Raw genomic sequence first — 24,167 nt, forward strand, 5'->3', positions numbered from 1 at the left:
TTCAGCCGATGACCCGATCCACAGTTTTCACGCCGTTCGACATAGTCGAGGGCGACCGCAAGAAAGGCGTCGTGCTTCTCGCCGACCACGCCCGCCGCGATCTCCCCGACGAATACGGCAGTCTCGGCTTGCCGGCGTCCGAATTCGATCGTCACATCGCCTATGACATCGGCGTCGAGACGGTGACGCGCGAGCTCGCCGCTGCGCTTGACGTGCCGGCGGTGCTTGCCGGCTTCTCGCGGTTGCTGATCGATCCCAACCGGGGCGAGGACGACCCAACCATGATCCGCCAGCTCTATGACGGGACCGTGGTGCCGGGAAACTATCCGATTGCCCGGGAGGAGCGCGAGCGCCGGCTCGACCGTTTCTACCGGCCCTATCACGACGCCGTCGGGGCGATGATCGCCTCCGTCGCCCATGCTTCGGGCAAGGCGCCGTTCATCCTCTCCGTGCATTCCTTCACGCCGGCGATGCAGGGTTTTGTCCGCCCCTGGCATGTCGGCGTCCTGTGGGACCGAGACGACCGCGTGGCGCGGCCGCTGATCGACATGCTGGCCGAGGACAAGTCCCTCGTCGTCGGCGACAATGAGCCCTATGACGGCGCGCTGCGCGGCGACACCATGTTCCGCCATGCCATCGTCAACGGCTACGCGCATGCGCTGATCGAGATCCGTCAGGACCTGATCGCCGACCGCGCCGGCGCCTTGGCCTGGGCCGAACGCCTGGCGCCGATCGTTGACGCCATCGACCGGCGCCCCGATATACATCAGGTGAAAATGTTCGGCTCGCGCACCGGGCCTGTGTGACGAGACCGACGGCGGAGTTCCCCATGACCGAGCTCAACGACGACCAGAAACGCGACTTCGAGGCAGCCGCTTTCCGCCGGCTGGTGGCGCATCTGCGCGAGCGCGGCGATGTCCAGAACATCGACCTGATGAACCTCGCCGGCTTCTGCCGCAACTGCCTATCCAACTGGTATCGCGAAGCCGCCGAAGCCGAAGGTGTGGCATTGTCGAAAGACGCTGCGCGCGAGATCATCTACGGCATGCCCTATGCCGAATGGCAGGCGCTCAACCAGACCGAGGCGTCGGAAGCCAAGAAAGCCGAGTTCGAGGCGCGACGGCCAAAGGATCACTAAACCGCCTTGTATGGCTCGTCCCTGCGGCTTCGTCATTCTAGGGCGGAGCAAGGAGTGAAGGCGAAGCGCGCAGACCTGGAATCCATTCCGGGACGGCTGCCGAAGAATGCCGCGGTCCAGAATATCATCGCAACGGCGCCGCTCGGGGACCTTCTGCACCGCTGCAACGCTCCTAAGGCACGGAATGGATCCTCGGGTCTACGCGCGTCGCTTCGCTCCTTGCTCCGCCCGTGGATGACGAACGGAGAGGCGTCGACCCCCGAGCGCGCCCTTGGTCCAAGCACTTCCCCACTGCGGTCCTTGACTACGAATTGAATCGATCTAATTTGCCGCGCGAACCCCTTCGCATTGCGGATTTCAGACGATGAGCGTGCAAACCACGATGCAGGCCGCGGCGCGCGGCCGCTGGGCCGTCGCAGGCATTTTTCTTGCCAATGGTTTTCTCACCGGCAGCTGGGCGCCACAGATCCCGGTGTTCCTCACCCGGCTCGACATCACCCGATTCACCCTCGGCCTGCTGATCCTCCTGTTCGGCGTCGGCGCGGTCATCGCCATGACCTGGTGCGGCCATCTGATCTCCCGGCACGGCTCGCGCAGCGTGACGCGCTGGTTCGGTGTTTGCGGCAGCTTCGGCCTGCTGATCGTGGCGCTCGCCCCTAACGTTCCGCTGGCGGCGATTGCCATGCTCGTCTTCGGCGGCTCAATCGGCGGCATGGATGTCGCGATGAACTCGAATGCCGTCGTGGCGGAAAGGCGGCTTTCGCGCGCGATCATGTCGTCGTCGCACGGCTTCTGGAGCCTCGGCGGCTTCGCCGGTGGCGCGCTCGGCGGCTACTCGATCCAGAATTACGGCTATCTTGCCCATGCCGTCGCGGTGACGGTGATCGCCTTTGCCGTCATCGCGTTTGCCGTTCGCTATCTCATCGCCGAGGGCCGGCCGCAGGCGGTCGAGCACCAGAAGTTCACGCTGCCGCGGCACATGGCCGTCTATCTGGTCGGGCTGATGGCGCTGCTCACCATGATCTCGGAGGGCGCGGTGCTCGACTGGGCGGCGCTCTTCCTGCACCAGGAGCTGGGTGCCGATCTCGCGGTCGCCGGGCTGGCCTATGCCGCCTTCTCCGGGGTCATGGCGCTGATGCGTTTCCTGGGCGACGGCGTGCGCAACCGCTTCGGCGCGGTGTCGACCTTGCGCGGCTCCGCGCTGGTCGCCGCCGCCGGCATGCTTGTCGCCGGGCTTTCGCCCTCGCCTTACCTTGCCATAGCCGCCTTTGCTTTCTGCGGCTTCGGCATCGCCAACATGGTGCCGATCATCTTTTCGGCCGGCGGCAACCAGGAAGGCATGTCGTCCGGCACCGGCATGAGCGTAGTCACCACCATGGGCTATTCCGGCATATTGGTGGCGCCGTCGGCAATCGGCTTCGTCGCAGAGCATTCGAGCTTCGGCCCGATCTTCGTCGCGCTGTCCGCGCTGCTGGTCGTCGTGCTCTTGATGGCCGGCCTCGCTCACCGGGCCGAATTCGCCCCCGAGCCGGTGCCGGCGGAGTAGCTTTTCAGCTCTTCATGCAGGAAATCCGCCACGCGGCGGATGCGCATGCTGGTGCGCACGTCGCGATGCATGGCGAGTCAGACCGGCAGAACCGGCGGGGGCAAATCGGGCAACAGTTTTTCCAGGTTCGGATCGGCATGCCCTGGTGGGTGCTGCGCGCCGGCAGCCGTTCGTGGCCATGTGGCGCGAGATCGTCTCGATGTCCTATCTGCGCTTCGAAGCGCACCGGCTGGTCTCGACGCGGCTTGAGGAGGTCATCGGCGAAATCCCGCACACCCCGCTCGACCACGCGGTGAAGGAAGCATTGCAGGATATCGGCGTCGCCGCGGAGCCGTCGCGCCTCGCCGCCTGATCAGGACAAAATGAACCGGCCGGGCTGAAGCCCGGCCGCAATTCGTTTGGATCAGATCCTGCCCATCAACAAGAGTATCAACAGCACGACCAGGATGACGCCGACGATCCCCGACGGCCCGTAGCCCCAGGATCGCGAATGCGGCCATGCCGGCACGGCGCCGATCAGGATCAGGATAAGGATAATTACGAGAATTGTGCCGATCGTCATGAAAAACCCTCGCCGTCTGGTTGAACTTCGAGGGAACAATGCAAAAAGCCGCCCGGTTGTTCCCGGGCGGCTTTTTTCCTTGGGGTTGTGAAACGCTCTATTCCGCGGCTTTCGGGAAGGTCTCCGCCGACCCCGCGCCCGTCTCGCTGGCCGGCTCGTCGGTCATGACCTTGCCTTTGCCGCGCCGCAACAGGCGGCTGAACCAGCCGCGGCGCTGGCCGGGCTTCACCTTGGCGCGGGTGAACACCATCAGCATCGAGGGCGTCACCACCAGCGTCAGCAGCGTGGCGAAGGACAGGCCGAAGACGATCGCCGAGGACAGCGAGATCCACCATTGCGTCGACGGCGCGTTGATCGTCGTCTCGTGATGAAAGATTTCGAGACCGAGCCCGAAGGCGATCGGCAGCACGCCGAGAATGGCCGACACCGCCGTCAGCACCACCGGACGGGCGCGCTCGCGGCAGGTCTGCAGCACCGCATCCATCTTGTCCCAGCCTTCCTCGCGCAACCGGTCGTAAGTGTCGATGAGCACGATGTTGTTGTTCACCACCACACCGGCCAGCGCGATGACGCCGATGCCCGACATGACGATGCCAAAGGCCTCGCCTGTCAGAAGCAATCCGAGGAACACGCCGATCGTCGCCATGACCACGCAGGACAGGACGAGCCACACGCTGGTGAATTTGTTGAACTGCGCAAGCAGCACCAGGAAGATCAGGAAGATCGCCGCGCCAAAGGCCTTGCCGAGGAAGGCGCTGGCTTCCGCGCTGTCTTCGTTGGAGCCGGCGAGCTTCCAGCGAATGCCGCTGCCGAGATCCATATCGCTGACGGCCTTGGTCACCTGCTCCTGCACCGCCGCGACCTGCGCGCCGGCGCTGACATTGGCCTGCACGACCACGGTGCGCGCGCCGTCGATGCGGTTCAGGATGCCGACGGTCGGCTCCGGCTTGCGCACGACGAAGTTCGAGATCGGCACCGACCCTTGCGAGGTCTGCACCCTGAGCTCGTCGAGCGTCGACAGCGTGCGCCGATCCTCGGGCAGGCGGAGCCGGATGTCGACCGCATCGTCGGCACCGGCCGGCCGGTATTCCGACAGCTTGAGGCCGTTGGTCACCAGTTGCACCACCGTGCCGACCGAAGTCGGGCTGATGCCGTATTGCGCCGCCTTGGCGCGGTCGACCTCGATCGCCCAATCGACACCGGGCGGCGGCAGGCCGTCCGAAATGTCGATGACATTGGGGATCTTGGCGATGCGTGCCGCGACCGCGCGCGCCTTATCGTCGAGCCCGGCCGGGTCGACGGCCGAAAGCCTGATCTGGATCGGCTTGCCGGTCGGCGGGCCGGCTTCCGGCACGCGCACTTCGACATCGACGCCGGGAATGCCGGCCATCACGCCGCGCAGGTCGTCGAGGATCTGGTTGGCAGACTTGCGCTCGCGCCAATCGACGAACTCGTACTGGATGACGCCGACCACGTCTTCCGGAATGTCCTGGCCGCCGCCTTGCGTCTTGCCGACGCGGGTATAGACCGACTTCACGCCGGGCCAGCCGAGCAGACGGTTCTCCGCCGTCTTCGTCGCGGCGTCCATTTCGGCCAGCGAAAGATTGCCGCGGGCATGCACATAGAGCAGGCCGTAATCCGGCTCGACGCTGGGGAAGAACTCGACGCCGGCGCCATATTTCGAATAGGCGAAGCCGACGCCGACCAGAAGTCCGACGGTGAGCAGGATCACCGTGATCGGGAAGCGCACAGCCTGCTTGACCACCGCCATGTACCAGCCGTCGCGGCTGCCTTCCTCGTGATGCTCCGGCGCCTTGGCGAAGATTGCGCCCAAAGTCGGCGCGAAGACCAGCGCGTAGAGCATCGAGGCCGACAGCGTCACGATCAGCGTGATCGGCATATATTTCATGAAGTCGCCGATGATGCCCGGCCAGAACAGCAGCGGCGAGAAGGCGGCGATGCGCGTCATCGTCGCCGCGATGACCGGGCCGGCCATGCGCTTGGCGGCCAGCGCGAAGGCGTCCGCCTTCGGCATGCCCTCGCTCATGCGCCGTTCCGCGAATTCGGTGACGATGATGGCGTCATCCACCAGCATGCCGACGGCCAGGATCAGGCTGAACAGCACGATCATGTTGATCGTGTAGCCCATCATGGCAAGCAGCAGGATGCCCATCAGGAACGATGACGGGATGGCAAGCCCGATGAGCAGCGAGGCCCGCCCCGACAGCGCATAAAGGATGACGATGAACACCAGGATGACGGCGATCATCACATGGTTCTGCAGGTCGCCCAGCAGCTGGTTGACGAAGACCGACTTGTCCTGCGTGTAGGTGACATGCATGCCCTCGGGCATGGTCTTGATAAAGGTGTCCGACACTTCCCTGACATGGTTCAACGTGTCGATCAGGTTGGCGCCTATGCGCTTCTTGACTTCGATGGCGATCGCAGGCTTGCCGTTGAGGCGAGTGACCGTCTCGGCGTCCTTGAAGGTCGAGCGTATGGTCGCGATGTCCTTGGCCTGGACCACGGCGTTCGGCGTGGCGACCACCGGCAGGTTCGCGACATCCTCGGGCGTCTCGATCAGCGACGGCACCTTGACCGCGTATTTGCCTTCCGAGCCTTCGAGATTGCCGGCCGCGACCAGGCTGTTGGAGGAGGCGACGCCCTGGATCACCTGGTCGAGCTGCAGTCCGTAGGAGGAAAGCTTCACCGGATCGACGACAACCTCGACAAGGTCGTCGCGAGCGCCCTGCAGCGAGCCTTCGAGCACGCCGGGCACCTCCTCGATGCGGTCGCGCAGCTCGCGCGCGGCCGAAGTCAGCACGCGCTCCGGCACATCGCCGGAAAGCGTGACGACCAGAACCGGGAATTCCGAGACGTTGACCTCGTTGACGGTCGGCTCTTCCGCCGCCTGCGGCAGGTCGGCCTTGGCGTCCTGCACCTTGCTGCGCGTGTCCTGCAGCGCTGTCGCGAGATCCGTCTGCGGCTGGAATTCGACCAGCACATAGCCGCCGCCCTGGAAGGCGGCTGAGCGCATCTCCTTGAGCCCCTTGAGGCTCTTGAGCTTGCTTTCCATCGGCCTGAGCAGCAGGCGCTCGGAATCCTCCGGCGAGATGCCCTGATAGATCAGGCTGACATACATCATCGGAATCGGAACGTCGGGCTCTGCTTCCTTCGGCGTGGACTGGTAGGCGACCCAGCCCGCGACGACCAGGAACAGCAGCGCCGATATGGTGAGGCGAGCGTTGTTGATGGCGAGTCTGACGATATCCATGACTTCGGCCTGTTATGCTTCGGGGGCTGCGGATTGCCATCGCCGGATTGGTCCGGCGACGGACGCGTCCTGCTTTACTGCGTGCCGGCGGTGGCTTCGCCGATCAGCTTGTTGATGGTCGCCTGGTCGGCCTCGACGGGCTTCACCGGATCGCCCTCCTTCACCAGCTCCTGGCCGGCGACGATGATGCGCGCATCTTGCGGAATGCCGCCCAGCACCAAGCCGTGTGGCGTGTCGTCGACCAGGTCGATCGGAAAGAACGCCACCTTGTCGTCCTTGCCGACGGCGCGAATGCCGAGGTCGCCCTTGTCGCCGAGCGTCACCACCGAACGCGGCAGCATGACCGCGTTGGTCGGCTCGGCGCTGAGCGCGATCTCGGCCGTCATGCCGGCGGGGATGGAGCCGTCGGGATTGGGTATCGCCACCTCGACGCGGAAGGTGCGGGTCTGCGCCGAGGCATCGCGGCTGATGTAGCGCACGGTGCCGGTGACCTTCTGGTCGTTGACGAGGCGGACATCGGCCTCGTCGCCGATCTTGACGTAGCGCAGGTCGCGCTCGCTGATCTCGCCGCGGGCGATGACCGGATCGAGCTTCAGGACTGTCGCCACCTCGCCGCCCTGCATCACCGAGCTGCCGAGTTCCACCGGGATGCGGTCGATGACGCCGTCGAACGGCGCTTTGACCTCGTTGCGGTCGAGCTCCGCCTGCGCGGTGTCGAGCTGCGATTGCGCCAGCGTCAGGTTGGAGCGGGCGGTATCGAGCTGCAGCTTCGGCAGATTGCCGGTCTTGGCCAGCCGCTCGGCAGCATCGAGCTCGGCTTTGCGCTGCGCCAGCAATTGCTTGGCATTGTCGACATTGGAGATCTTCTCCTCGGCCGCGAGCATCAGCACGAGGTCGCCGGTCTTGACCCGGTCGCCCTGCTTGACCGGCAACTTCTCGATGACGCCGGCGACGCGCGTCGCCAGCACGGCCCGCTTGTCGGCCTCGGTCAGGCCGGAGATGCGGATGGCGCGCGCATAGGTTTTGCGCGGCGGCGTCACTACGGCGACCGTGCGCAACGCGGCCTTGGGCTCGGCTTGCGCGGCGTCCGGCTTGGTGGCCTCCGGCTGAGCGGGCTTGCCGGCGTCGGCGTGCTTGTCGGTGGCGGCCGACTTGTCGGTGGTAACCGACTTGTCGGCGGCGCTACCGACGGACGAAAACTCACCCGTGCCCATCCAGGCCGCGAATCCGATGAGCACGACAATGGCAGCAAGCTTGTGAAACCTGATTTTCGGCATCGTCATTTTTTCCGTTGCAGGACCTGGCGAGGTCGGCGCTTCCGACTTCGGGCGCGCGGCCGATATGGGTGTGCGCGGGGCCTAGTTCAATTTGCCGTGATCGGCGAAGCGCAGCTTCTACCTGAAAGTTGCGGCGCAATATAGTCGGAAAAGTTGCGGTAGCATTGCGAAGTGGAACGTGGTTCCTCGACAAATCCAAGCTTTTCTGCCAGACGGCTGCGCTTTTTTCCGGCGCGCCGATAGTTTTCCACGGCTTCCCTAACGTTACTGGCAACAGCCGTCAGGATGATGCGGAAAGCTCCCATATGAAGCGCCGATCATCCGCGTTGACCGCGGTTCCATCCCCGCCATTCCCGGGCTGAAGCTGTCAAGTGATGAGCTTCAGCAGCCGAAAAAGACGCTCGAATGTCTTGCCATAGGGCGGGCGCAGCAGGCCGCCGGCGCTGAGCTTCGACTGGATGAAGATCGGCTTTTCCTTGCTGAAGGTGCGAAAACCCCACTCGCCGTGATAGGCGCCCATACCGCTGTCGCCGACGCCGCCGAAGGGCTGCCGCTCCTGCGCCAGATGCATCATGCAGTCATTGACCGTGACGCCGCCGGCCACGGTTTCCCGCATGACCCTGCGGCGATTGGCGCTGTCGCTGCCGAACCAGTAAAGCGCCAGTGGACGCTCGCCCCGGTTCACATGATCGAGAGCCTCGTCCACGCTGCCATATTCGACGATCGGCAGCACCGGTCCGAAAATCTCCTCGCGCATCAGCCGCAGAGTCTCGCCGGCATTGCGCACCAGCACCGGCGCCATCTTGCGGTCGCTGATGCCGAGCTTCTCGTTCGCAGGATTGATCTCGATAATGTCGGCGCCGCTGTCGCGCGCCTCGGCGACCATGTCGCTCAGCCGCCGGTGATGCCGCTCGCTGACGATCGCCGTATAGTCGGGATTGTCGCCGAAGCGCGGATAGAGCTTCGCGATTGCCGCCGCGAACTTAGCCGCGACCGCCGCGCCCTGGCCTTGCGGGACCATCAGATAGTCGGGCGCGATGCAGGTCTGGCCGGCATTGAGCAATTTGCCGTAGGCAACGCTGGCGACCGCCGCATCAAGATCGCAGGAGGGATCGAAGATCGCCGGCGACTTGCCGCCGAGCTCGAGCGTCACCGGCGTCAGATTGTCAGCGGCAGCCAGCGCAACCTGGCGGCCGACGGCGGTCGAGCCCGTGAACAGGAGGTGGTCGAACGGCAAGGACACGAACGCCTTGCCGACCTCCGCGTCGCCGACCGCCAGGCTGATCTCGTCGGCGGCGAAATATTTTTCGACCAGGCTGGCGAGCAGGTCCGAAAATTTCGGCGTCAGCTCCGAAGGCTTGATCAGCACGCGGTTGCCGGCGGCCAGAGCGGCTGTCGCCGGCGCGATGGCGAGCTGGAAAGGATAGTTCCAGGGCGAGACGATGCCGACGACGCCGAGCGGCTGCGGCAAGAGGCGGTTGCGGCCGGGCAGGAAGGGCAGGCTGGTGGCGACGCGGCGCTCGCGCATCCAGGCGCCGAGATGCGACAGCGCATGCCTGATGCCGGCGCGCACGACGAACAGTTCGGCAAGCCGCGTCTCCTGAGCCGAGCGGGCGGAAAAATCGCTGTCGATCGCCGCGCAGATCTCGGCTTCGTGCTTTTCAGTGAGCGCCAACAGGCGCTTCAGCCGATCCTTGCGCAAGTCCAGCGTCGGGAACGGCTCCTTCTCGAAGGCCCTGCACTGCGCTTCAAACCTGACCCCGAGAGCGTTTTGTCTGGTTTGCAGCATCGCGACCTCCCCTTTACGTTCAGGTAAGCTATATCGCCCCGACAACCGAATCCAGCATTGCCCCGGTTCCGCTGGGGAAGATGCTGACAGCCGGAGCGGACTTGCTGACAGGTATGGAAGACATCAGGCGCGGCGGCGCGCAGATTCTGGCTTAATGTGCGCTGCCAGGAACTCCTTGACGCGACGCCCGGGTGCCGGGCCGCGCAGCGGCTTGAAGCCGTCGTCGAGCTCGCCTGAAAGATCGAGCGTGGCGTTCTGGCCGACGGCGTCGTAATTCTCTTCCAGCCAGTCGCTGGCGGCGCTGCGGCCGAGGTCGCGCAGATAGGCGATGAAAGCCCATTCGGCGTTGACCTTGGACGACGCGGAGAGGTCCTTGAAAGCCTCGTCGGCATCGATGCGGTGCATGCGGATGTCGCGATATTCGCCATGCGGCAGGCGTCCGGCCGCGATCAACTCCTTGACGAAGGCGATCGAGCGGAATTCGCGCAGCAGCCCGGCATTGAAGGTGATCTCGTCGATGCGGTTCTGGATCTCATTGGCGCTCTTCGGCGTGCCTTCGCGCACCACCGGATTGATCTGCACCAGAAGCACGTCCTCGGTCGCCGCCGTCTTGAAGAACGGATAGAGCGCCGGATTGCCGCCATAGCCGCCGTCCCAATAGGGCACGCCCTTGATCTCGACGGCGCGGAACAATTGCGGCAGGCAGGCCGAAGCCATCACCGTGTCGAGGTCGATCTCGCCGTCGGAGAAGACGCGCAGCTGTCCCGTCTCGACATTGGTCGCCGAGATGAACAGCTCAATCGACTTGCAGGCGCGCACATTGTCGAAGTCGATCTCCTTCGCCACCACATCGCGCAGCGGGTTGAGGCCGAGCGGATTGGCGACATAGGGCGAGAACACCCGCGACATCGTGTCGAAGAAAAAATAGCCGGGCGTGTTCTCGATCGACCAATTGCCCCAGACCACGTCCCACGGCATGCGCTGCACCGGGCTGAAACGCCCCTTCGAGGCCACCGCTCGCCAGAAATCGTCGAGCTTTTTGCGCGCGCCTTCGACGCCGCCCCGGACATATCCGTCGGCCAGCGCCACCGCGTTCATTGCGCCGGCGCTGGTGCCGGACACCGCCGCGATCTCCAGCCGCCCGTCCTCCAGCAGCCGGTCGAGCACGCCCCAGGAAAAGGCGCCATGCGAACCGCCGCCCTGGAGCGCGATGTTGATCTTCTTCTTTTCCTCCGCCTTGCCGTTCTTCGCCATGGCGTTCCTTGTCTCGATGCGCCGGCCTACCGCTGCCTCATTTTGCACGGAGACGGCGCAGTCAGCCTATGTTGCAGTGCAGCATATAGGGGCGGACCAAGGCAAGAACACGAACACACAAGCGTGATCGGATGAAATTTCGGAGAGATCTTTCCTCGCCCTACGAAGTGGGACCGCTTTGCGGGGGCGAGGAACCGAACCTCTCAAGCCACGAGATCGGGCACCGGCCCGACATAATGCGACTGCGGCCGGATGAGCCGTCCGGTCGCCTGCTGCTCGCGGGCGTGCGCAATCCAGCCGGCAACGCGGCCGGCGGCAAAGACGTTGGAGAACGCCTCTTTCGGGAAGCCGACCGCTTCCAAAAGAAGCGCGGTATAGAACTCGACATTGGTCTGGATCGAGCGCTGCGGCTTGGCGATCCTGAGCACCTCAAGCGCCGCCTGCTCCACGGTTTCGGCGAAGGCCAACCTGCTACCCATCTCCTTGCTGCTCGTCTTGTTGCGCGAACCGAGCTGCCGCACGACCGTCTTCAGCGCATCGGCTCGCGGGTCGCGCACGCGGTAGATGCGATGGCCGAAACCCATGATGCGCTGGCCATGGGCGATCTCGTTGCGCAGCCATGCCGTGGCGTCGCCGCTGGCCTTGATGGCGTCCAGCATCTCGATCACCGGCCCCGGCGCGCCGCCATGCAGCGGACCTTTCAGCGCGCCGAGCCCAGCCAGGATCGCCGAGGTCAGTCCGGCCTGGGTCGAGGCCACCACGCGGGTCGCGAAGGTCGAGGCGTTGAGCCCGTGGTCGCAGACCGTCACCAGATAGCTGTCGAGCGCCTTGGTAAGCGCGGGCGAGGCGGAGCCGGAAAGCATGCGCAGCATGTCACCGGCATGATCGGCTTTTTCGTCGGGAGCAATAGGCGTCTTACCCCGGCCAAGGCGCAGCAAGGCCGGCGTCAGCACCGTAGGCGCCGCGACCAGCCGCAGCGCATCGGCAAGCCTGTCGCCGTCCGGCAGGACGGCCATGCCGGCGCGCATGCCGCTGTAGACGTCGAGCGGCGCAAGCTGGGCAAGCATCGGCTGGACGCGATCGAACACTTCCACCCGAGCCTTGCCGATCGCCTCCTCCAGTTCGGCATCGCTCGGAAGGTCGTCGAAGAAGCCGTCGAACAGCAGACGCACCACCTGCGCGTAGCGCCGGCGGCCGGCCAGTTCCATCAGCGAATGGCCTCGGATGGTGAGGTGCCCACCCGCGCCATCGACATCGGAAAGCACCGTGTCTGCCGCCACAACATCATCGAGCCCATTTGCCATGACCGTCTCCTTGACCTTTGGTGCATGACAATTAATGCTGCGCAATCAATGCATCAATCTTGATCAAGATAATCAATGTAAGGCGGCAAATGACGGAATGGCTGACCCGGGATGAGGCGCTGGAGCGGCTCAATGTCCGTCCGCAGACGCTTTATGCCTATGTCAGCCGCGGCCGCATCGGCATGAGGCCGGACGAAGCAGACCCGCGCCGCAGCCGGTACCGCGCCGACGACATCGCCGCGCTCGCCACGCGCCGCGACCGCGGAAGGAGCCCGCAGGCAATCGCCGAAAGCGCCATCGCCTGGGGCGAGCCGGCGATTCCCACGTCAATCTCCACGGTGCTGCATGGTCGTCTCATCTATCGCGGCAGGGACGCGGTGGAGCTTTCGGCGACGGCGACGCTCGAGGAGACCGCCGAGCTGCTATGGGCTTCCGCCCGTCCGGTATCGTTCGCCTCGCTGACCCCTTCGGCCGCCCGGCAAAGCGGCACGCCCACCGCCTTCGCCAGGCTTTCGGCGCTCGCCGCCGCAGGCTGGTCCTCGCTCGGACGCAGGCCGGCGATGCTGCAGCAGGACGGCGCCGCCGCGACCAGCGCGCTGGCAACCGCGCTCGGCGCGTCGCCGGGCTCCGAACCCGTGCATATCAGGCTGGCGCAGGGCTGGTCGGTGGAAGCCGCCGGCGCCGATCTCATCCGCAAGGCGCTGGTGCTTTTGGCCGATCACGAGCTCAACACCTCGACCTTCGCCGCCCGCGTCGCGGCCTCCACCGGCGCGCCGATCGCCGCCTGCCTGCTCGCAGGCCTTGCGACGCTGACCGGCCCGCGCCACGGCGGCGCCGGCGCGGCGGCGATCACGCTTGTCGAGGATGCCGGGCGGCTGGGTCCGGACGAGGCGATTGCACGCTGGCTCGCTCATGACCGGCCGCTGCCAAGCTTCGGCCACCCGCTTTACCCGGAAGGTGATCCGCGCGCGCAAGCACTGCTGCCCGACCTGGAGATCGATGACGGGATCGTACATCTTCGCGACGCCGTGCTCGCCGCGACCGGGCTGCATCCGAATATCGATTTTGCGCTGGCCGCGATGACGCGCAGCCTCAGCCTGCCGGCCGATGCGCCGTTCCGCCTGTTCGCGCTCGGCCGCAGCGTCGGCTGGACGGCGCATGCTGTCGAACAGGTGACCAGCAACAGGCCGATCAGGCCCCGCGCCCGTTATGACGGGCCAATTAGCGCGGGATGATGACTTGCAGATTAGCCGGAACGCGTTTGAGGTCGTCATTCTAGGGCGGAGTAAGGAGCGAAGCGACGCGCGCAGACCCTAGAATCCATGCCGTGACGCTAAGGCGTTGCAACGTATACAGAATTCTGCACCGCTGCGCCCTACGGCGTCGGTCACAGAATGGATCCTCGGGTCAAGCCCGAGGATGACGAAGGGATGGGCCTTTGCGCCAATCTCCAGCGTTCGCGATCGCCGCCAAACGGCGGCACACCCGTCAGGACATCGTGTCCAGCTTGCGCTGCATCGCCGCAATCTGCGCCTTCAATTCCTGCAGATCGTCGCCCTTCTCTTCCTTCTTCGCTGGCTCGGCGGCCGGCGCTGAATTGCCGCCGGCGGGCGGGAACGGCGTGAACATGCGCATGGCGTTCTGGAACATCTCGACATTGCGTCGCGTCTGTTCCTCGAGCGCCTTGATCGGCGTCTTCATCATGTCGATCGGCGTTTTCCCGAAGGTACCCTTGAGCTGCTCGCGAAACCGCTCCTGCTCCTTGGAGAAGGCGATCATCGATTGTTCGAGGAAGCTCGGCACGATCATCTGCATCTGATCGCCGTAGAAGGAGATGAGTTGGCGCAGGAACGGGATCGGCAGCATGTTCTGCCCATCCTTGTTCTCCAGCTCGAAGATGATCTGCGTCAGCACCGGATGCGTGATGTCGTCGCCGGTCTTTGCGTCCTGGACCGTGAACTCCTCGCCCTTCTTGACCATCTCGGCCAAGTCCTCGAGCGTCACATAGGTGCTTGTGCCGGTATTGTAGAGCCGGCGATTGGCATACTTCTTGATGACGATCGGGTCGTCTTTTGCGGCCATCCGTATCCTCCCCAGGACACCGGCACCTCTAGGAGTAAGCGGCCGGTAACGATTGCGCCCTTTATCGAGGATACGCGCAAAAGCCTCACAATTCCAAGCGGTTTGTGCACTGCGGCATCAATTAATGCTGCAGGGCATGACAAAATTCGCCGCGCGGTCAACGTCATGTTGCCGCAACCGGCGCGCGCTCTGCTTGCCGCGCATGGCGGCCATGCCCATTTCCGGTTTGACTCGGCTGCCTGAACCGGCAAGAAAGTCTTCAAGGATAGCCTAGAACACGACACCTCGAAGTCTGGAGAAGAAAATGTCCGCTTCCAATTCCATCGTCGTCGCCAGCGCCGCTCGCACCGCGGTCGGATCCTTCAACGGCAGTTTCGCCGCCACGCCGGCGCATGAACTCGGCGCCGTAGTCATCAGGGAATTGCTGGCGCGCGCGAACGTCGAGGCGGCGGAAGTCGACGAGGTCATCCTCGGCCAGGTGCTGACCGCTGCGCAAGGACAGAACCCGGCTCGCCAGGCCTCGATCAATGCCGGCCTGCCGAAGGAGACCACGGCCTGGGGCCTCAATCAGGTTTGCGGCTCGGGCCTGCGCGCCATTGCGCTCGGCATGCAGCAGATCGCCACCGGCGACGCCAAGGTGATCGTCGCCGGCGGTCAGGAATCGATGTCGATGTCGCCGCATGCCGAGCACCTGCGCGCCGGCGTCAAGATGGGCGACTACAAGATGATCGACACCATGATCAAGGACGGCCTGTGGGATGCCTTCAACGGCTACCATATGGGTAACACCGCCGAGAACGTCGCCCGTCAGTTCCAGATCACCCGCGAAACCCAGGACGAGTTCGCGCTCGCCTCGCAGAACAAGGCGGAGGCTGCGCAGAAGGCCGGCAAGTTCAAGGACGAGATCGTCGCCTTCACCATCAAGGGCAAGAAGGGCGACACAACAGTCGATCAGGACGAGTACATCCGGCACGGCGCGACGCTCGACGCCATGACCAAGCTGAAGCCTGCTTTCGACAAGGACGGCACGGTCACCGCCGCCAACGCGTCGGGCATCAATGACGGCGCCGCCGGCGCGCTGCTGATGACCGAGTCCGAGGCCGTGCGGCGCGGCATTACCCCGCTGGTGCGCATCGCCTCCTGGGCGACCGCCGGCGTCGATCCGGCAATCATGGGCACAGGGCCTATTCCCGCTTCGAAGCGGGCGCTGGAGAAGGCCGGCTGGTCGGTCAAGGACCTCGACCTCGTCGAGGCCAACGAGGCGTTCGCCGCGCAAGCCTGCGCCGTCAACAAGGGCATGGGCTGGGATCCCTCGATCGTCAACGTCAACGGCGGCGCCATCGCCATCGGCCATCCGATCGGTGCTTCGGGCGCCCGCGTCTTCAACACGCTGGTCTACGAGATGCGTCGCCGCGGCGCCAAGAAGGGCCTTGCCACGCTGTGCATCGGCGGCGGCATGGGCGTTGCGATGTGCGTGGAAGCGCTGAACTGAGCGAATAGCGAATAGGGAGTAGCGAATAGGGAAAACGGCGTCGGCGCAGCAGGCTTCAATCCCCTACTCGCTATTCGCTACTCCCTACTCGCTCCTCCGATCAACAGGGAGGAGCACACATGACCAAAGTAGCAATCGTCACGGGCGGAACACGCGGCATCGGCGCGGCGATATCGGTCGCCTTGAAGACCGCCGGCTATTCGGTCGCGGCGAACTATGCCGGCAATGACGAGGGGGCCCAGAAATTCAAGGCCGAGACTGGTATCCCCGTCTACAAATGGTCGGTCGCCGACTACGAGGCCTGCGCCGCAGGCATCAAGCAGGTGGAGGCCGATCTCGGCCCGGTCTCCGTGCTGGTCAACAATGCCGGCATTACTCGCGACACCATGTTCCACAAGATGACGCCCGCACAGTGGAAGGAAGTGATCGACACCAACCTGTCCGGCGTCTTCAACATGACGCATCCTTTGTGGAGCGGCATGCGCGACCGCAAGTTCGGCCGCGTCATCACCATTTCCTCGATCAACGGCCAGAAGGGTCAGATGGGCCAGGTCAATTATTCGGCCTCGAAAGCCGGCGATATCGGCTTCACCAAGGCGCTGGCTCAAGAGGGGGCTCGCGCCGGCATCACAGTCAATGTCGTCTGCCCCGGCTACATCGCCACCGACATGGTCATGGCCGTGCCGGAAAAAGTACGGGAGTCGATCATCGCTCAGATCCCGGTCGGTCGCCTCGGCGAGCCGGAAGAGATCGCGCGCTGCGTCGCCTTCCTGGCTTCCGATGAGGCCGGCTTCATCACCGGCTCGACCATCACCGCCAATGGCGGTCAGTATTTCGCCTGACACCCCAGTAGGTCGCCCGACACCGTTTACCGCCAAAGGCGGCTCCGGCACCGAAGCCGCCTTTTTTGTTCGCCGGCACGCCGGCGCGACACCTTGCCTCAATTCGGCACGCAAAAGTTAACGGCCGCAGCCACGCTCTGTGCATAACCGCTGCGACAAGCTGTGAATCCTCGGTGGGCAAGCTGTGGATAACACCATATCTAGGGGTGAACAAACCGGGAAAGCCGTCGGATCGCTGATTCGTCGCCGATTCGTTCCGGCTTTGGCCGGAAAGTTAACAGTGGACGGTGCAAACGTCACCGAACTCGTTAAAGGCGATTAAGAAAAATCAACAATTTCATAAACTTGAAGTCTGCGCCCAGGTCGGGTCTGACCATTGCCCGGCAAAGGTTAACGACGACCCGGGTCCGGCCGAGGCAAAGCAGGAATCGGGCCAATTCAGCGATTCAGCATGTGGTGAGACTCACCGTCAAAAAATCCACATATAGCCGTGAACAAACCCTGAATCAGAACGAGTCACCGATTCGTCGCTGATTCGTTCCAGACTCGTTCCAGCTGTTAACAAGCGGCCGATTTTGGCTGCCCCCTCCGGCATAGCCAGTTCGCGAGGGAACATTCCGCTTTCGCTTCACGCCCGAAGTCCCTATGTGTCGCCTGTCACACGCGGCGGCAGCGCCGTGCTTCAGACTACGGGCGGCAGAAACCTTATTTCCGAGCCGATGAACATCCAGCCGAAACACTCCCACCCGCTGATCCTTTCGGGCCGCGACGTGACGGCCGTGCTGGGCCCGACCAACACCGGCAAGACGCATCTCGCCATCGAGCGCATGGTCGCGCATGAGACCGGTGTCATCGGCCTCCCGCTGAGGCTGCTCGCCCGCGAGGTCTATGCGCGCGTCTGCGAGAAGGTCGGCGCCCACAAGGTGGCGCTGATCACCGGCGAGGAGAAGATCGTGCCTGCCGGCGCGAAATATTCGGTCTGCACCGTCGAGGCGATGCCGCGCGAGACCGACGCCGCCTTCGTCGCCATCGACGAGGTGCAGCTCGCCGGCGATCTCGAGCGCGGCCATATCTTCACCGATCGTATCCTGCATCTGCGCGGCCGCCAGGAGACGCTGCTCCTGGGCGCGGCCACCATGCATGGCATCCTGCAGCGCCTGTTGAAGGGCGTGTCGGTGGTGACGCGGCCGCGGCTGTCGCACCTTGCCTATGCCGGCTCGAAGAAGCTCACCCGGTTGCCGCGGCGCACGGCGATCGTCGCCTTCTCGGCCGACGAGGTCTATGCGATCGCCGAGCTGATCCGCCGCCAGCAGGGGGGTGCTGCCGTCGTGCTCGGCGCTCTTTCCCCGCGCACCCGAAATGCCCAGGTGGAGATCTTCCAGTCCGGCGATGTCGACTATCTCGTCGCCACCGACGCCATCGGCATGGGCCTGAACCTCGATCTCGATCACGTCGCCTTCGCTCAGAACCGCAAGTTCGACGGCTATCAATACCGCAACCTGACCGCCGCCGAGCTTGGCCAGATCGCCGGCCGCGCCGGCCGGCACCTGCGCGACGGAACGTTCGGCGTCACCGGCCAGGTCGACCCATTCGACGAGGAACTGGTCGCCAAGATCGAGGGACACGATTTCGATCCGGTGAAGGTGCTGCAGTGGCGCACCGCCGATTTCGACTTTTCCAGCCTCGATGCGCTGAAGCGCTCGATCGAGGCCAATGCGCCTGTCGAAGGGCTGACCCGCGCGTTGCCGGCGGTGGATGCGCAGGCACTGGAGCAGCTATCGCGCGACGGCGACATCCGCGGCTTGGCCACCGGCAAGGAGCGCGTGGCGCTGCTTTGGGAAGCCTGCGCGCTCCCCGACTATCGCAAGATCGCGCCGGCACAGCATGCCGATCTTATCGCCTCGATCTATATGGACCTTGCGCGTCACGGCCATGTCGATGAGAATTACATGGCCGAGCAGGTGCGGCGCGCCGACACGACGGAAGGCGATATCGACACGCTGTCGCACCGGATCGCGCAGATCCGCACCTGGACTTTCGTCTCCAACCGCCCCGGCTGGCTGGCCGATCAGCTACACTGGCAGGAAAAGACGCGCGAAATCGAAGACAGATTGTCGGATGCGCTGCATGAGCGGTTGACGAAACGCTTCGTAGACCGCAGGACTTCCGTCCTCATGCGGCGCCTTAGAGAAAATACCATGCCTGAAGCCGAAATCAGCCCGTCCGGAACCGTCCTCGTCGAAGGCCATCACGTCGGCGAGTTGCAGGGGTTCCGCTTCACCGCCGACCAGAGCGCCGGCGGCGAGGACGCCAAGGCGGTGCGCACCGCCGCCCAGAAGGCGCTCGCGGCCGAGTTCGAGGCGCGCGCCGAGCGCTTTGCCGCCTGCGCCAATGGCGACCTGGCTTTGGGCTCGGACGGCGTCCTGCGCTGGATCGGTGCGCCGATCGGCACGCTGGTCGCCGCCGACGAGGCGCTGAAGCCGCGCCTGGTTCTGCTTGCCGACGAGCAGCTGACCGGCCCCGCCCGCGACAAGGTCGCGGCGCGCGCCGAGCGTTTCGTCAATTTCCAGATCGAAACGCTTTTGAAGCCGCTGGTCGACCTGAAGAATGCCGACCAGCTCGCCGGCATCGCGCGCGGCATCGCCTTCCAGCTGGTCGAGCATTTCGGCCTGATCAATCGCCGCGACATCGCGGAGGAGATGAAGTCGCTCGACCAGGAAGGCCGCGCAGCGCTTCGCCGCCTCGGCGTCCGCTTCGGCGCCTACCATGTCTTCGTGCCGGCGCTGATCAAGCCGGCGCCGGCTGGCCTGGTGACGTTGCTGTGGGCGCTGAAGAACGACGGCAAGGACAAGCCCGGCTTCGGCGATGTGGTGCATGCGCTGGCTTCCGGCCGCACCTCGGTCGTTATCGACCCGACCTTCGACAAGACCTTCTACAAGCTCGCCGGCTACCGCAATCTCGGCCGCCGCGCCGTGCGCGTCGATATCCTCGAGCGGCTTGCCGACCTCATCCGCCCGGCGACCAACTGGAAGCCCGGCCTCGGCCAGCGTCCGGACGGCGCCTATGACGGTCACGCCTTCATAGTGACGCCGCCGATGATGTCGATCCTCGGCGCCACGGCCGACGACATGGAGGAGATCCTGAAAGGTCTCGGCTATCGCTCGGAGGCCAAGCCGGCCGCCGAGGTTAAGGCGAAGCTCGACGCGCTGGACGACGCCGCCCGCGAAGCGGCAGCGGCCAAGCTCGCCGCGGATAATGCCGCGCGCGCCGCGCGCGAGGCAGAGGCACAAGCCGCGGCAACTGATACGGTCGCGGAGGCAACGGTCGACGGCTCGGAGCCGGCTGCCGCCGAAGCTCCGGCTGAAGCCGTCGCGGAAGTGGCAGCGGAACCTGCCACGGCAGAGCCGGCAGAAGCTCCGGCCGCGGTTACGGAAGAGCCCGCCGCTGTGGAAGGCGCCGCAGCGGTGGACATAGCGGCAGCGCCCGAGTCGGCCGAAAGCGCCGACGCTCTTACCTCCCCCCAACACCAGGTGGAGGATAGTGCCGGCGGCGATCCGCCAGCCGAAGCCGAGGAACCAAAACCTGTGCTCCTGTGGCGCCAGGCGCGTTTCGACCATCAGCGTCCGCGCCATCGCCACGACAACCGTCGCGACAATCGCCCGCGCGGCGCCCAGCCCGCACGCGAGGCAGGCGCCGCAAGCGGTCAGCCCGGCGATCGGCCCGCCCAGGAAGGCCGCCGCGAGCAGCGCGAAGGCGCCGGCAAGCCGCGCTTCGACCGCTCGAAGTTCAAGCCGAGGCCCGAGACAGGCGACCGGCGTGAGGGCGCTGAACGGCGCGAAGGCAAGCCGCAAGGCGAACGCCGCGAAGGCCGGCCGGACTGGAAGGGCGGCAGGCAGGACGACAAGGGCAACACTCCGGGCGGCAAGCCTGCCTTCCAGGGCAAGCCGCGCGAGGAACGTCCGCAGCGCTTCGATCCGGATTCGCCCTTTGCCAAGCTCGCCGCCTTGCGCGACCAGCTGAAGAAATAGGTTCGAGCATGATCCCGAAAAGTGGGACCCGGTTTTCGGGCGAGATCATGCTCCATCAAAGAACCAGCATGATCCCGAACCGAAGGACCGCGTCAGCGAAAAGTGGGAACCGATTTTCGGATAAGATCATGCTCTACCAAAGCTAGCCGCGATGGTTGGAGAAGGCCGTCAACGCATCGACAAATGGCTGTTCTTCTCGCGCGCGGTGAAGTCGCGGTCCTTGGCGGCAAAGGTCGTCGTCGCGGGACGCGTCCGCATCAATCGCGACAAAGCAGCGCAGGCGTCGGATCTGGTCAAGCCCGGCGACGTGCTCACCATCATGCTCGAGCGCCGTATCCTCGTCTGGAAGGTGCTGAACTGTGGCGCCAGGCGCGGCCCGGCCGACGAGGCGCGGCTGCTTTACGAGGATCTGTCGCCGGCGCCGGCACCCAAAGGCGAGGCGGTTCCGGACGCCGTTCCAGCCTTGCGCGAGGCCGGCAGCGGCCGCCCGACCAAACGCGAGCGGCGGCAGACCGACCGGCTGCTCGGCGACGACTGAGATATAGCCGGGCCGCGGCACGGCTGCAGCAATTCCAGGAAAACTGCGCAACGGTTGGGCTGGAGGACTTGGCCGAAGCTTTCCGGCTGGAATTCCATTCCGCGACACCGGCTGCGCCTGCAATCCCTGCCCTTGCATGCGGCGGGCAAAGGCGTTACCTCAGCCGAAAAGCCCAGCAAAATGGGACGTTCCGGAGCCTGCAATGACCTATGTCGTGACCGACAATTGCATCAAATGCAAATATATGGACTGCATCGAGGTCTGTCCGGTCGACTGTTTCTACGAGGGCGAGAACATGCTCGTCATCCATCCTGACGAGTGCATCGACTGCGGCGTCTGCGAGCCCGAATGCCCGGCCGACGCGATCAAGCCGGACACCGAGGGCGGCCTCGACAAATGGTTGCAGATCAATTCCGAATACGCCGAGAAGTGGCCCAATATCACCGCCAAGAAGGAGCCGCCGGCGGACGCCAAGACCTTCGACGGCGAGACCGGCAAGTTCGAGAAATATTTCTCGGCGGAGCCCGGCGAAGGCGATTGATATAGCGGCCGGGAATACCGGCATGACGCGGCGTAACCGGACCGATACAATTGCTGTCTTGACGGGCAGCGCTGCCGCTTGGCGTTAGCGAATGCAGCAAAACCTTGATTCTTCCGACTTTTTGTGTTACATCAACGAAACATGCCGGTGACACAACGTCGATTTATGGCGCTAACGCCCCAAATCACTGAAAGGTGAGCTTTTAGATCCGGACCAGAGCGATCTGGGGCAGGCGGTCGCATTCGTGCGATATGCCGGCCCTTGGCTTTTCCGGTGGGTTCATCCTGTTGCGCGGCTAACGGTCGGCTTTGCCGACCTCGTGGGTTCGAGCCGGCATGATGCCGGCTGCACAACTTAAGGAGTTCAGGGCGTAATGGCAACGATCACCCCGCAGAAGAAGTCCAACGCGGCTCGTCACGGGTTCAAGACCGGCGAATTCATCGTCTATCCGGCGCATGGCGTCGGCCAGATCGTGGCGATCGACGAGCAGGAAGTTGCGGGTCACAAGCTAGAACTGTTCGTCATCGATTTCCAGAAGGACAAGATGCGGCTGAAGGTGCCGGTCGCCAAGGCGACCTCGATCGGCATGCGCAAGCTGTCGGAAGAGGATTATGTCGACCGCGCGCTGAAGGTCGTGCAGGGCCGCGCCCGCATCAAGCGCACCATGTGGTCGCGCCGCGCCCAGGAATATGACGCCAAGATCAACTCGGGCGACCTGATCTCGATCTCGGAAGTTGTGCGCGACCTCTACCGCGCCGACAACCAGCCGGAGCAGTCCTATTCCGAGCGCCAGCTCTACGAAGCCGCGCTCGACCGCATGGCCCGCGAGATCGCCGCGGTGAACCGCATGTCGGAGACCGAGGCGGTGCGCCTCATCGAGGTCAACCTCAACAAGGGTCCGAAGCGCGGCGCCAAGGCCGACAACGAGGAAGCCGAGCAGGAAGAAGCTGCCTGAGCTTTTTCGCTTTTGAGTTTACGAAGAACCCGGCGTCGCGCCGGGTTTTTTGTTTCTGGTACCCAATTCTACACCCCGCTGCCGCCTTCCCTCTGCGCCTCCTCTTGCCTGAGCGAGGCGATGAAGCGCTTGGTTCGCTCGCGCTCCGGATTGTCGAACACGACCGAAGCCGGGCCTTTCTCGACGATCGAGCCGGCGTCCAGAAACACCACCTCCTGCGCGATCTTGGAGGCGAGCCTGAGATCATGCGTGGCCATCACCATGGTCGTGCCTTCGCGTGCGAGCTGTCCGAGCACGTCTACTACCTCCTGCGCCAGTTCCGGATCGAGCGCAGAGGTCGGTTCGTCGCAGAGCAGCACGCGCGGCGACGGCGCCAGCGCCCGGGCGATCGCCACGCGCTGCTGCTGGCCGCCGGACAGAGTCGCCGGCCAGGCGTCGGCCTTTTCCGCCATGCCGACCTTTTCGAGCAGCGCCATCGCCCGCTCGCGCGCCCTTGGCTCAGGCCATTTCAGCACCGTCACCAGTCCTTCCATGACATTCTCGATCGCTGTGCGATGCGGGAAAAGCTGAAAATTCTGGAACACCATGCCGGTCTGCAGGCGGATGCGCTGGATATGCTTGGCCGGCACCTTGCCACCCGGATGGAACGCAAGCGTCTCGTCGCCGATGCGCAGGGACCCGGACGTCGGGATTTCCAACAGGTTGATGCAGCGTAAGAGCGTGCTTTTGCCGCCGCCGGAAGGGCCGACCAGCGCAGTCACGCTGCCCTCGTCGAGGGTGACGGTCACGCCCTTCAGCACAAGATTGTCGCCGAAGCGCTTTTCGATGTTGCTGAGGCCGATCATGCGTTGGCCTCCAGGAACCCGCCATAGCGGTTTAGCCGCACTTCCAGCCGCGCCTGCAGCGCCGACAGAACCGAGCTCAACGCGAGATAGAGCGCGGCCGCTTCGACATAGAGGATCAGCGGCTCATAGGTGGTCGCGACGATGCGCTGCGCGGCCTGGAACATCTCGGGCACCGTGATTGCCGCCGCCAGCGAGGTATCCTTGACCAGCGAGATGAAGGTGTTGGAAAGCGGCGGGACAGCAACGCGGCCCGCCTGTGGGAGGATGGTGCGCCGCATCGCCTGGCTCCAGGTCATGCCGATCGAATAGGAAGCTTCCCACTGCCCCTTCGGCACCGAGCCGATGACGGCCCGGATGATCTCAGACGTATAGGCGCCGATGTTGAGCGTGAAGCCTATCAGAGCGGCGGGAAAGGCATCGAGCAGAATGCCGACCGACGGCAGGCCGTAGAAGATCAGGAACAACTGAACGAGCAGCGGCGTGCCGCGAAAAATCCAGACATAGAAGCGCACCATCGCGACCAGCGGCTTCGGGCCGAACAGCCGGATCAGCGCCGTCACCAGTCCGGCGATGAGCCCAAGCGCGAAGGACAGGAGCGTCAGCGGCACGGTGAAGATCAGCGCCGCCCACAACAGCGTCGGCAACGATTCCAGCATCAATTGCAGCCAGTGCGGCACGAAGCGCTTCTCCCTTCCAGATA

The 24,167-nt window shown here is 64.6% G+C and carries 20 protein-coding genes and 1 pseudogene; 11 read left to right on the forward strand and 10 right to left on the reverse strand.

Annotated features, from left to right (window positions below; all coding sequences use genetic code 11):
* The first annotated feature begins 8 nt into the window (after positions 1–8).
* The 4 genes and pseudogenes from LB526_RS12470 to LB526_RS12490 form a co-directional block, all read left to right on the forward strand.
* Positions 9–806, forward strand: coding sequence for an N-formylglutamate amidohydrolase (locus LB526_RS12470; RefSeq protein WP_095767316.1), 798 nt, complete (start codon positions 9–11; stop codon positions 804–806).
* 23 nt (positions 807–829) lie between these two features.
* Positions 830–1,138, forward strand: a complete 309-nt coding sequence (locus LB526_RS12475) for a DUF1244 domain-containing protein (protein ID WP_095767315.1) — start codon at positions 830–832, stop codon at positions 1,136–1,138.
* A 364-nt stretch (positions 1,139–1,502) separates the two neighbouring features.
* Positions 1,503–2,684, forward strand: coding sequence for an MFS transporter (locus LB526_RS12480; protein WP_224627846.1), 1,182 nt, complete (start codon positions 1,503–1,505; stop codon positions 2,682–2,684).
* A gap of 137 nt (positions 2,685–2,821) precedes the next feature.
* Positions 2,822–3,036, forward strand: a pseudogene (locus tag LB526_RS12490) (oxidoreductase); the annotation flags it as partial.
* A 51-nt stretch (positions 3,037–3,087) separates the two neighbouring features.
* On the opposite strand, the gene LB526_RS12495 reads toward LB526_RS12490, so the two are convergent.
* The 7 genes from LB526_RS12495 to LB526_RS12525 form a co-directional block, all read right to left on the reverse strand.
* Positions 3,088–3,246, reverse strand: a complete 159-nt coding sequence (locus LB526_RS12495; RefSeq protein ID WP_040991775.1) for a DUF3309 family protein — start codon at positions 3,244–3,246, stop codon at positions 3,088–3,090.
* A gap of 97 nt (positions 3,247–3,343) precedes the next feature.
* Complete coding sequence (locus LB526_RS12500) at positions 3,344–6,520, reverse strand: efflux RND transporter permease subunit (protein ID WP_224627847.1); 3,177 nt, start codon at positions 6,518–6,520, stop codon at positions 3,344–3,346.
* A 74-nt stretch (positions 6,521–6,594) separates the two neighbouring features.
* A complete protein-coding gene (locus LB526_RS12505; RefSeq protein WP_224627848.1) occupies positions 6,595–7,797 on the reverse strand; it encodes an efflux RND transporter periplasmic adaptor subunit in 1,203 nt (400 codons plus the stop codon).
* A gap of 86 nt (positions 7,798–7,883) precedes the next feature.
* Positions 7,884–8,102, reverse strand: coding sequence for a hypothetical protein (locus LB526_RS12510; RefSeq protein ID WP_224627849.1), 219 nt, complete (start codon positions 8,100–8,102; stop codon positions 7,884–7,886).
* A 62-nt stretch (positions 8,103–8,164) separates the two neighbouring features.
* The gene (locus tag LB526_RS12515) at positions 8,165–9,586 is read right to left on the reverse strand and encodes a coniferyl aldehyde dehydrogenase (RefSeq protein WP_224545547.1); all 1,422 of its coding nucleotides are present in this window, start codon (positions 9,584–9,586) and stop codon (positions 8,165–8,167) included.
* Positions 9,587–9,709: 123 nt separating this feature from the next.
* Positions 9,710–10,840, reverse strand: coding sequence for a patatin-like phospholipase family protein (locus tag LB526_RS12520; RefSeq protein ID WP_224545546.1), 1,131 nt, complete (start codon positions 10,838–10,840; stop codon positions 9,710–9,712).
* 203 nt (positions 10,841–11,043) lie between these two features.
* Positions 11,044–12,144 (reverse strand): citrate synthase/methylcitrate synthase, encoded by a 1,101-nt coding sequence (locus tag LB526_RS12525; protein WP_224627850.1) that lies wholly within the window; start codon positions 12,142–12,144, stop codon positions 11,044–11,046.
* Between the two features lie 89 nt (positions 12,145–12,233).
* On the opposite strand from LB526_RS12525, the gene LB526_RS12530 reads away from it, so the two are divergent.
* Positions 12,234–13,379: a citrate synthase family protein gene (locus LB526_RS12530; RefSeq protein ID WP_224545544.1), complete on the forward strand. Its 1,146-nt coding sequence runs from the start codon at positions 12,234–12,236 to the stop codon at positions 13,377–13,379.
* A 253-nt stretch (positions 13,380–13,632) separates the two neighbouring features.
* On the opposite strand, the gene phaR is transcribed toward LB526_RS12530, so the two are convergent.
* On the reverse strand, positions 13,633–14,226 hold the full coding sequence (gene phaR, locus LB526_RS12535) for a polyhydroxyalkanoate synthesis repressor PhaR (RefSeq protein ID WP_095767308.1): 594 nt from the start codon (positions 14,224–14,226) through the stop codon (positions 13,633–13,635).
* Positions 14,227–14,530: 304 nt separating this feature from the next.
* Between phaR and LB526_RS12540 the strand changes: the two genes are divergently transcribed.
* From LB526_RS12540 to LB526_RS12565, 6 genes are all read left to right on the forward strand, one after another.
* Entirely contained in the window at positions 14,531–15,718 is a 1,188-nt protein-coding gene (locus tag LB526_RS12540; protein WP_224545543.1) for an acetyl-CoA C-acetyltransferase, read from the forward strand.
* 119 nt (positions 15,719–15,837) lie between these two features.
* A complete protein-coding gene (locus LB526_RS12545) occupies positions 15,838–16,560 on the forward strand; it encodes a beta-ketoacyl-ACP reductase (protein WP_224545542.1) in 723 nt (240 codons plus the stop codon).
* Positions 16,561–17,279: 719 nt separating this feature from the next.
* A complete protein-coding gene (locus LB526_RS12550; RefSeq protein ID WP_224627996.1) occupies positions 17,280–20,588 on the forward strand; it encodes a helicase-related protein in 3,309 nt (1,102 codons plus the stop codon).
* 151 nt (positions 20,589–20,739) lie between these two features.
* Positions 20,740–21,126 (forward strand): RNA-binding S4 domain-containing protein, encoded by a 387-nt coding sequence (locus tag LB526_RS12555; RefSeq protein ID WP_095767305.1) that lies wholly within the window; start codon positions 20,740–20,742, stop codon positions 21,124–21,126.
* Between the two features lie 202 nt (positions 21,127–21,328).
* Positions 21,329–21,667, forward strand: coding sequence for a ferredoxin FdxA (gene fdxA, locus LB526_RS12560; protein WP_095767304.1), 339 nt, complete (start codon positions 21,329–21,331; stop codon positions 21,665–21,667).
* A 373-nt stretch (positions 21,668–22,040) separates the two neighbouring features.
* Positions 22,041–22,622: a CarD family transcriptional regulator gene (locus tag LB526_RS12565; protein ID WP_040991750.1), complete on the forward strand. Its 582-nt coding sequence runs from the start codon at positions 22,041–22,043 to the stop codon at positions 22,620–22,622.
* A 68-nt stretch (positions 22,623–22,690) separates the two neighbouring features.
* On the opposite strand, the gene LB526_RS12570 is transcribed toward LB526_RS12565, so the two are convergent.
* Together LB526_RS12570 and LB526_RS12575 are read right to left on the reverse strand one after the other, a co-directional pair.
* Positions 22,691–23,467: an amino acid ABC transporter ATP-binding protein gene (locus tag LB526_RS12570; protein ID WP_224527960.1), complete on the reverse strand. Its 777-nt coding sequence runs from the start codon at positions 23,465–23,467 to the stop codon at positions 22,691–22,693.
* Positions 23,464–24,144, reverse strand: coding sequence for an ABC transporter permease subunit (locus LB526_RS12575; RefSeq protein WP_140841602.1), 681 nt, complete (start codon positions 24,142–24,144; stop codon positions 23,464–23,466). Before LB526_RS12575 ends, LB526_RS12570 begins: the two co-directional genes overlap by 4 nt.
* Positions 24,145–24,167: the final 23 nt, after the last annotated feature.

Origin of the sequence: Mesorhizobium sp. CA6 (assembly GCF_020165035.1) — a bacterium.
GTDB lineage: Bacteria > Pseudomonadota > Alphaproteobacteria > Rhizobiales > Rhizobiaceae > Mesorhizobium.

Excerpts from the sequence above, each read along its gene's own strand:
- LB526_RS12470 (WP_095767316.1), top strand. The coding sequence starts at position 9 with ATGACCCGATCCACAGTTTTCACGCCGTTCGACATAGTCGAGGGCGAC.
- LB526_RS12475 (WP_095767315.1), top strand. The coding sequence starts at position 830 with ATGACCGAGCTCAACGACGACCAGAAACGCGACTTCGAGGCAGCCGCT.
- LB526_RS12480 (WP_224627846.1), top strand. The coding sequence starts at position 1,503 with ATGAGCGTGCAAACCACGATGCAGGCCGCGGCGCGCGGCCGCTGGGCC.
- LB526_RS12495 (WP_040991775.1), bottom strand. The coding sequence starts at position 3,246 with ATGACGATCGGCACAATTCTCGTAATTATCCTTATCCTGATCCTGATC.
- LB526_RS12500 (WP_224627847.1), bottom strand. The coding sequence starts at position 6,520 with ATGGATATCGTCAGACTCGCCATCAACAACGCTCGCCTCACCATATCG.
- LB526_RS12505 (WP_224627848.1), bottom strand. The coding sequence starts at position 7,797 with ATGCCGAAAATCAGGTTTCACAAGCTTGCTGCCATTGTCGTGCTCATC.
- LB526_RS12510 (WP_224627849.1), bottom strand. The coding sequence starts at position 8,102 with ATGGGAGCTTTCCGCATCATCCTGACGGCTGTTGCCAGTAACGTTAGG.
- LB526_RS12515 (WP_224545547.1), bottom strand. The coding sequence starts at position 9,586 with ATGCTGCAAACCAGACAAAACGCTCTCGGGGTCAGGTTTGAAGCGCAG.
- LB526_RS12520 (WP_224545546.1), bottom strand. The coding sequence starts at position 10,840 with ATGGCGAAGAACGGCAAGGCGGAGGAAAAGAAGAAGATCAACATCGCG.
- LB526_RS12525 (WP_224627850.1), bottom strand. The coding sequence starts at position 12,144 with ATGGCAAATGGGCTCGATGATGTTGTGGCGGCAGACACGGTGCTTTCC.
- LB526_RS12530 (WP_224545544.1), top strand. The coding sequence starts at position 12,234 with ATGACGGAATGGCTGACCCGGGATGAGGCGCTGGAGCGGCTCAATGTC.
- phaR (WP_095767308.1), bottom strand. The coding sequence starts at position 14,226 with ATGGCCGCAAAAGACGACCCGATCGTCATCAAGAAGTATGCCAATCGC.
- LB526_RS12540 (WP_224545543.1), top strand. The coding sequence starts at position 14,531 with ATGTCCGCTTCCAATTCCATCGTCGTCGCCAGCGCCGCTCGCACCGCG.
- LB526_RS12545 (WP_224545542.1), top strand. The coding sequence starts at position 15,838 with ATGACCAAAGTAGCAATCGTCACGGGCGGAACACGCGGCATCGGCGCG.
- LB526_RS12550 (WP_224627996.1), top strand. The coding sequence starts at position 17,280 with ATGAACATCCAGCCGAAACACTCCCACCCGCTGATCCTTTCGGGCCGC.
- LB526_RS12555 (WP_095767305.1), top strand. The coding sequence starts at position 20,740 with ATGGTTGGAGAAGGCCGTCAACGCATCGACAAATGGCTGTTCTTCTCG.
- fdxA (WP_095767304.1), top strand. The coding sequence starts at position 21,329 with ATGACCTATGTCGTGACCGACAATTGCATCAAATGCAAATATATGGAC.
- LB526_RS12565 (WP_040991750.1), top strand. The coding sequence starts at position 22,041 with ATGGCAACGATCACCCCGCAGAAGAAGTCCAACGCGGCTCGTCACGGG.
- LB526_RS12570 (WP_224527960.1), bottom strand. The coding sequence starts at position 23,467 with ATGATCGGCCTCAGCAACATCGAAAAGCGCTTCGGCGACAATCTTGTG.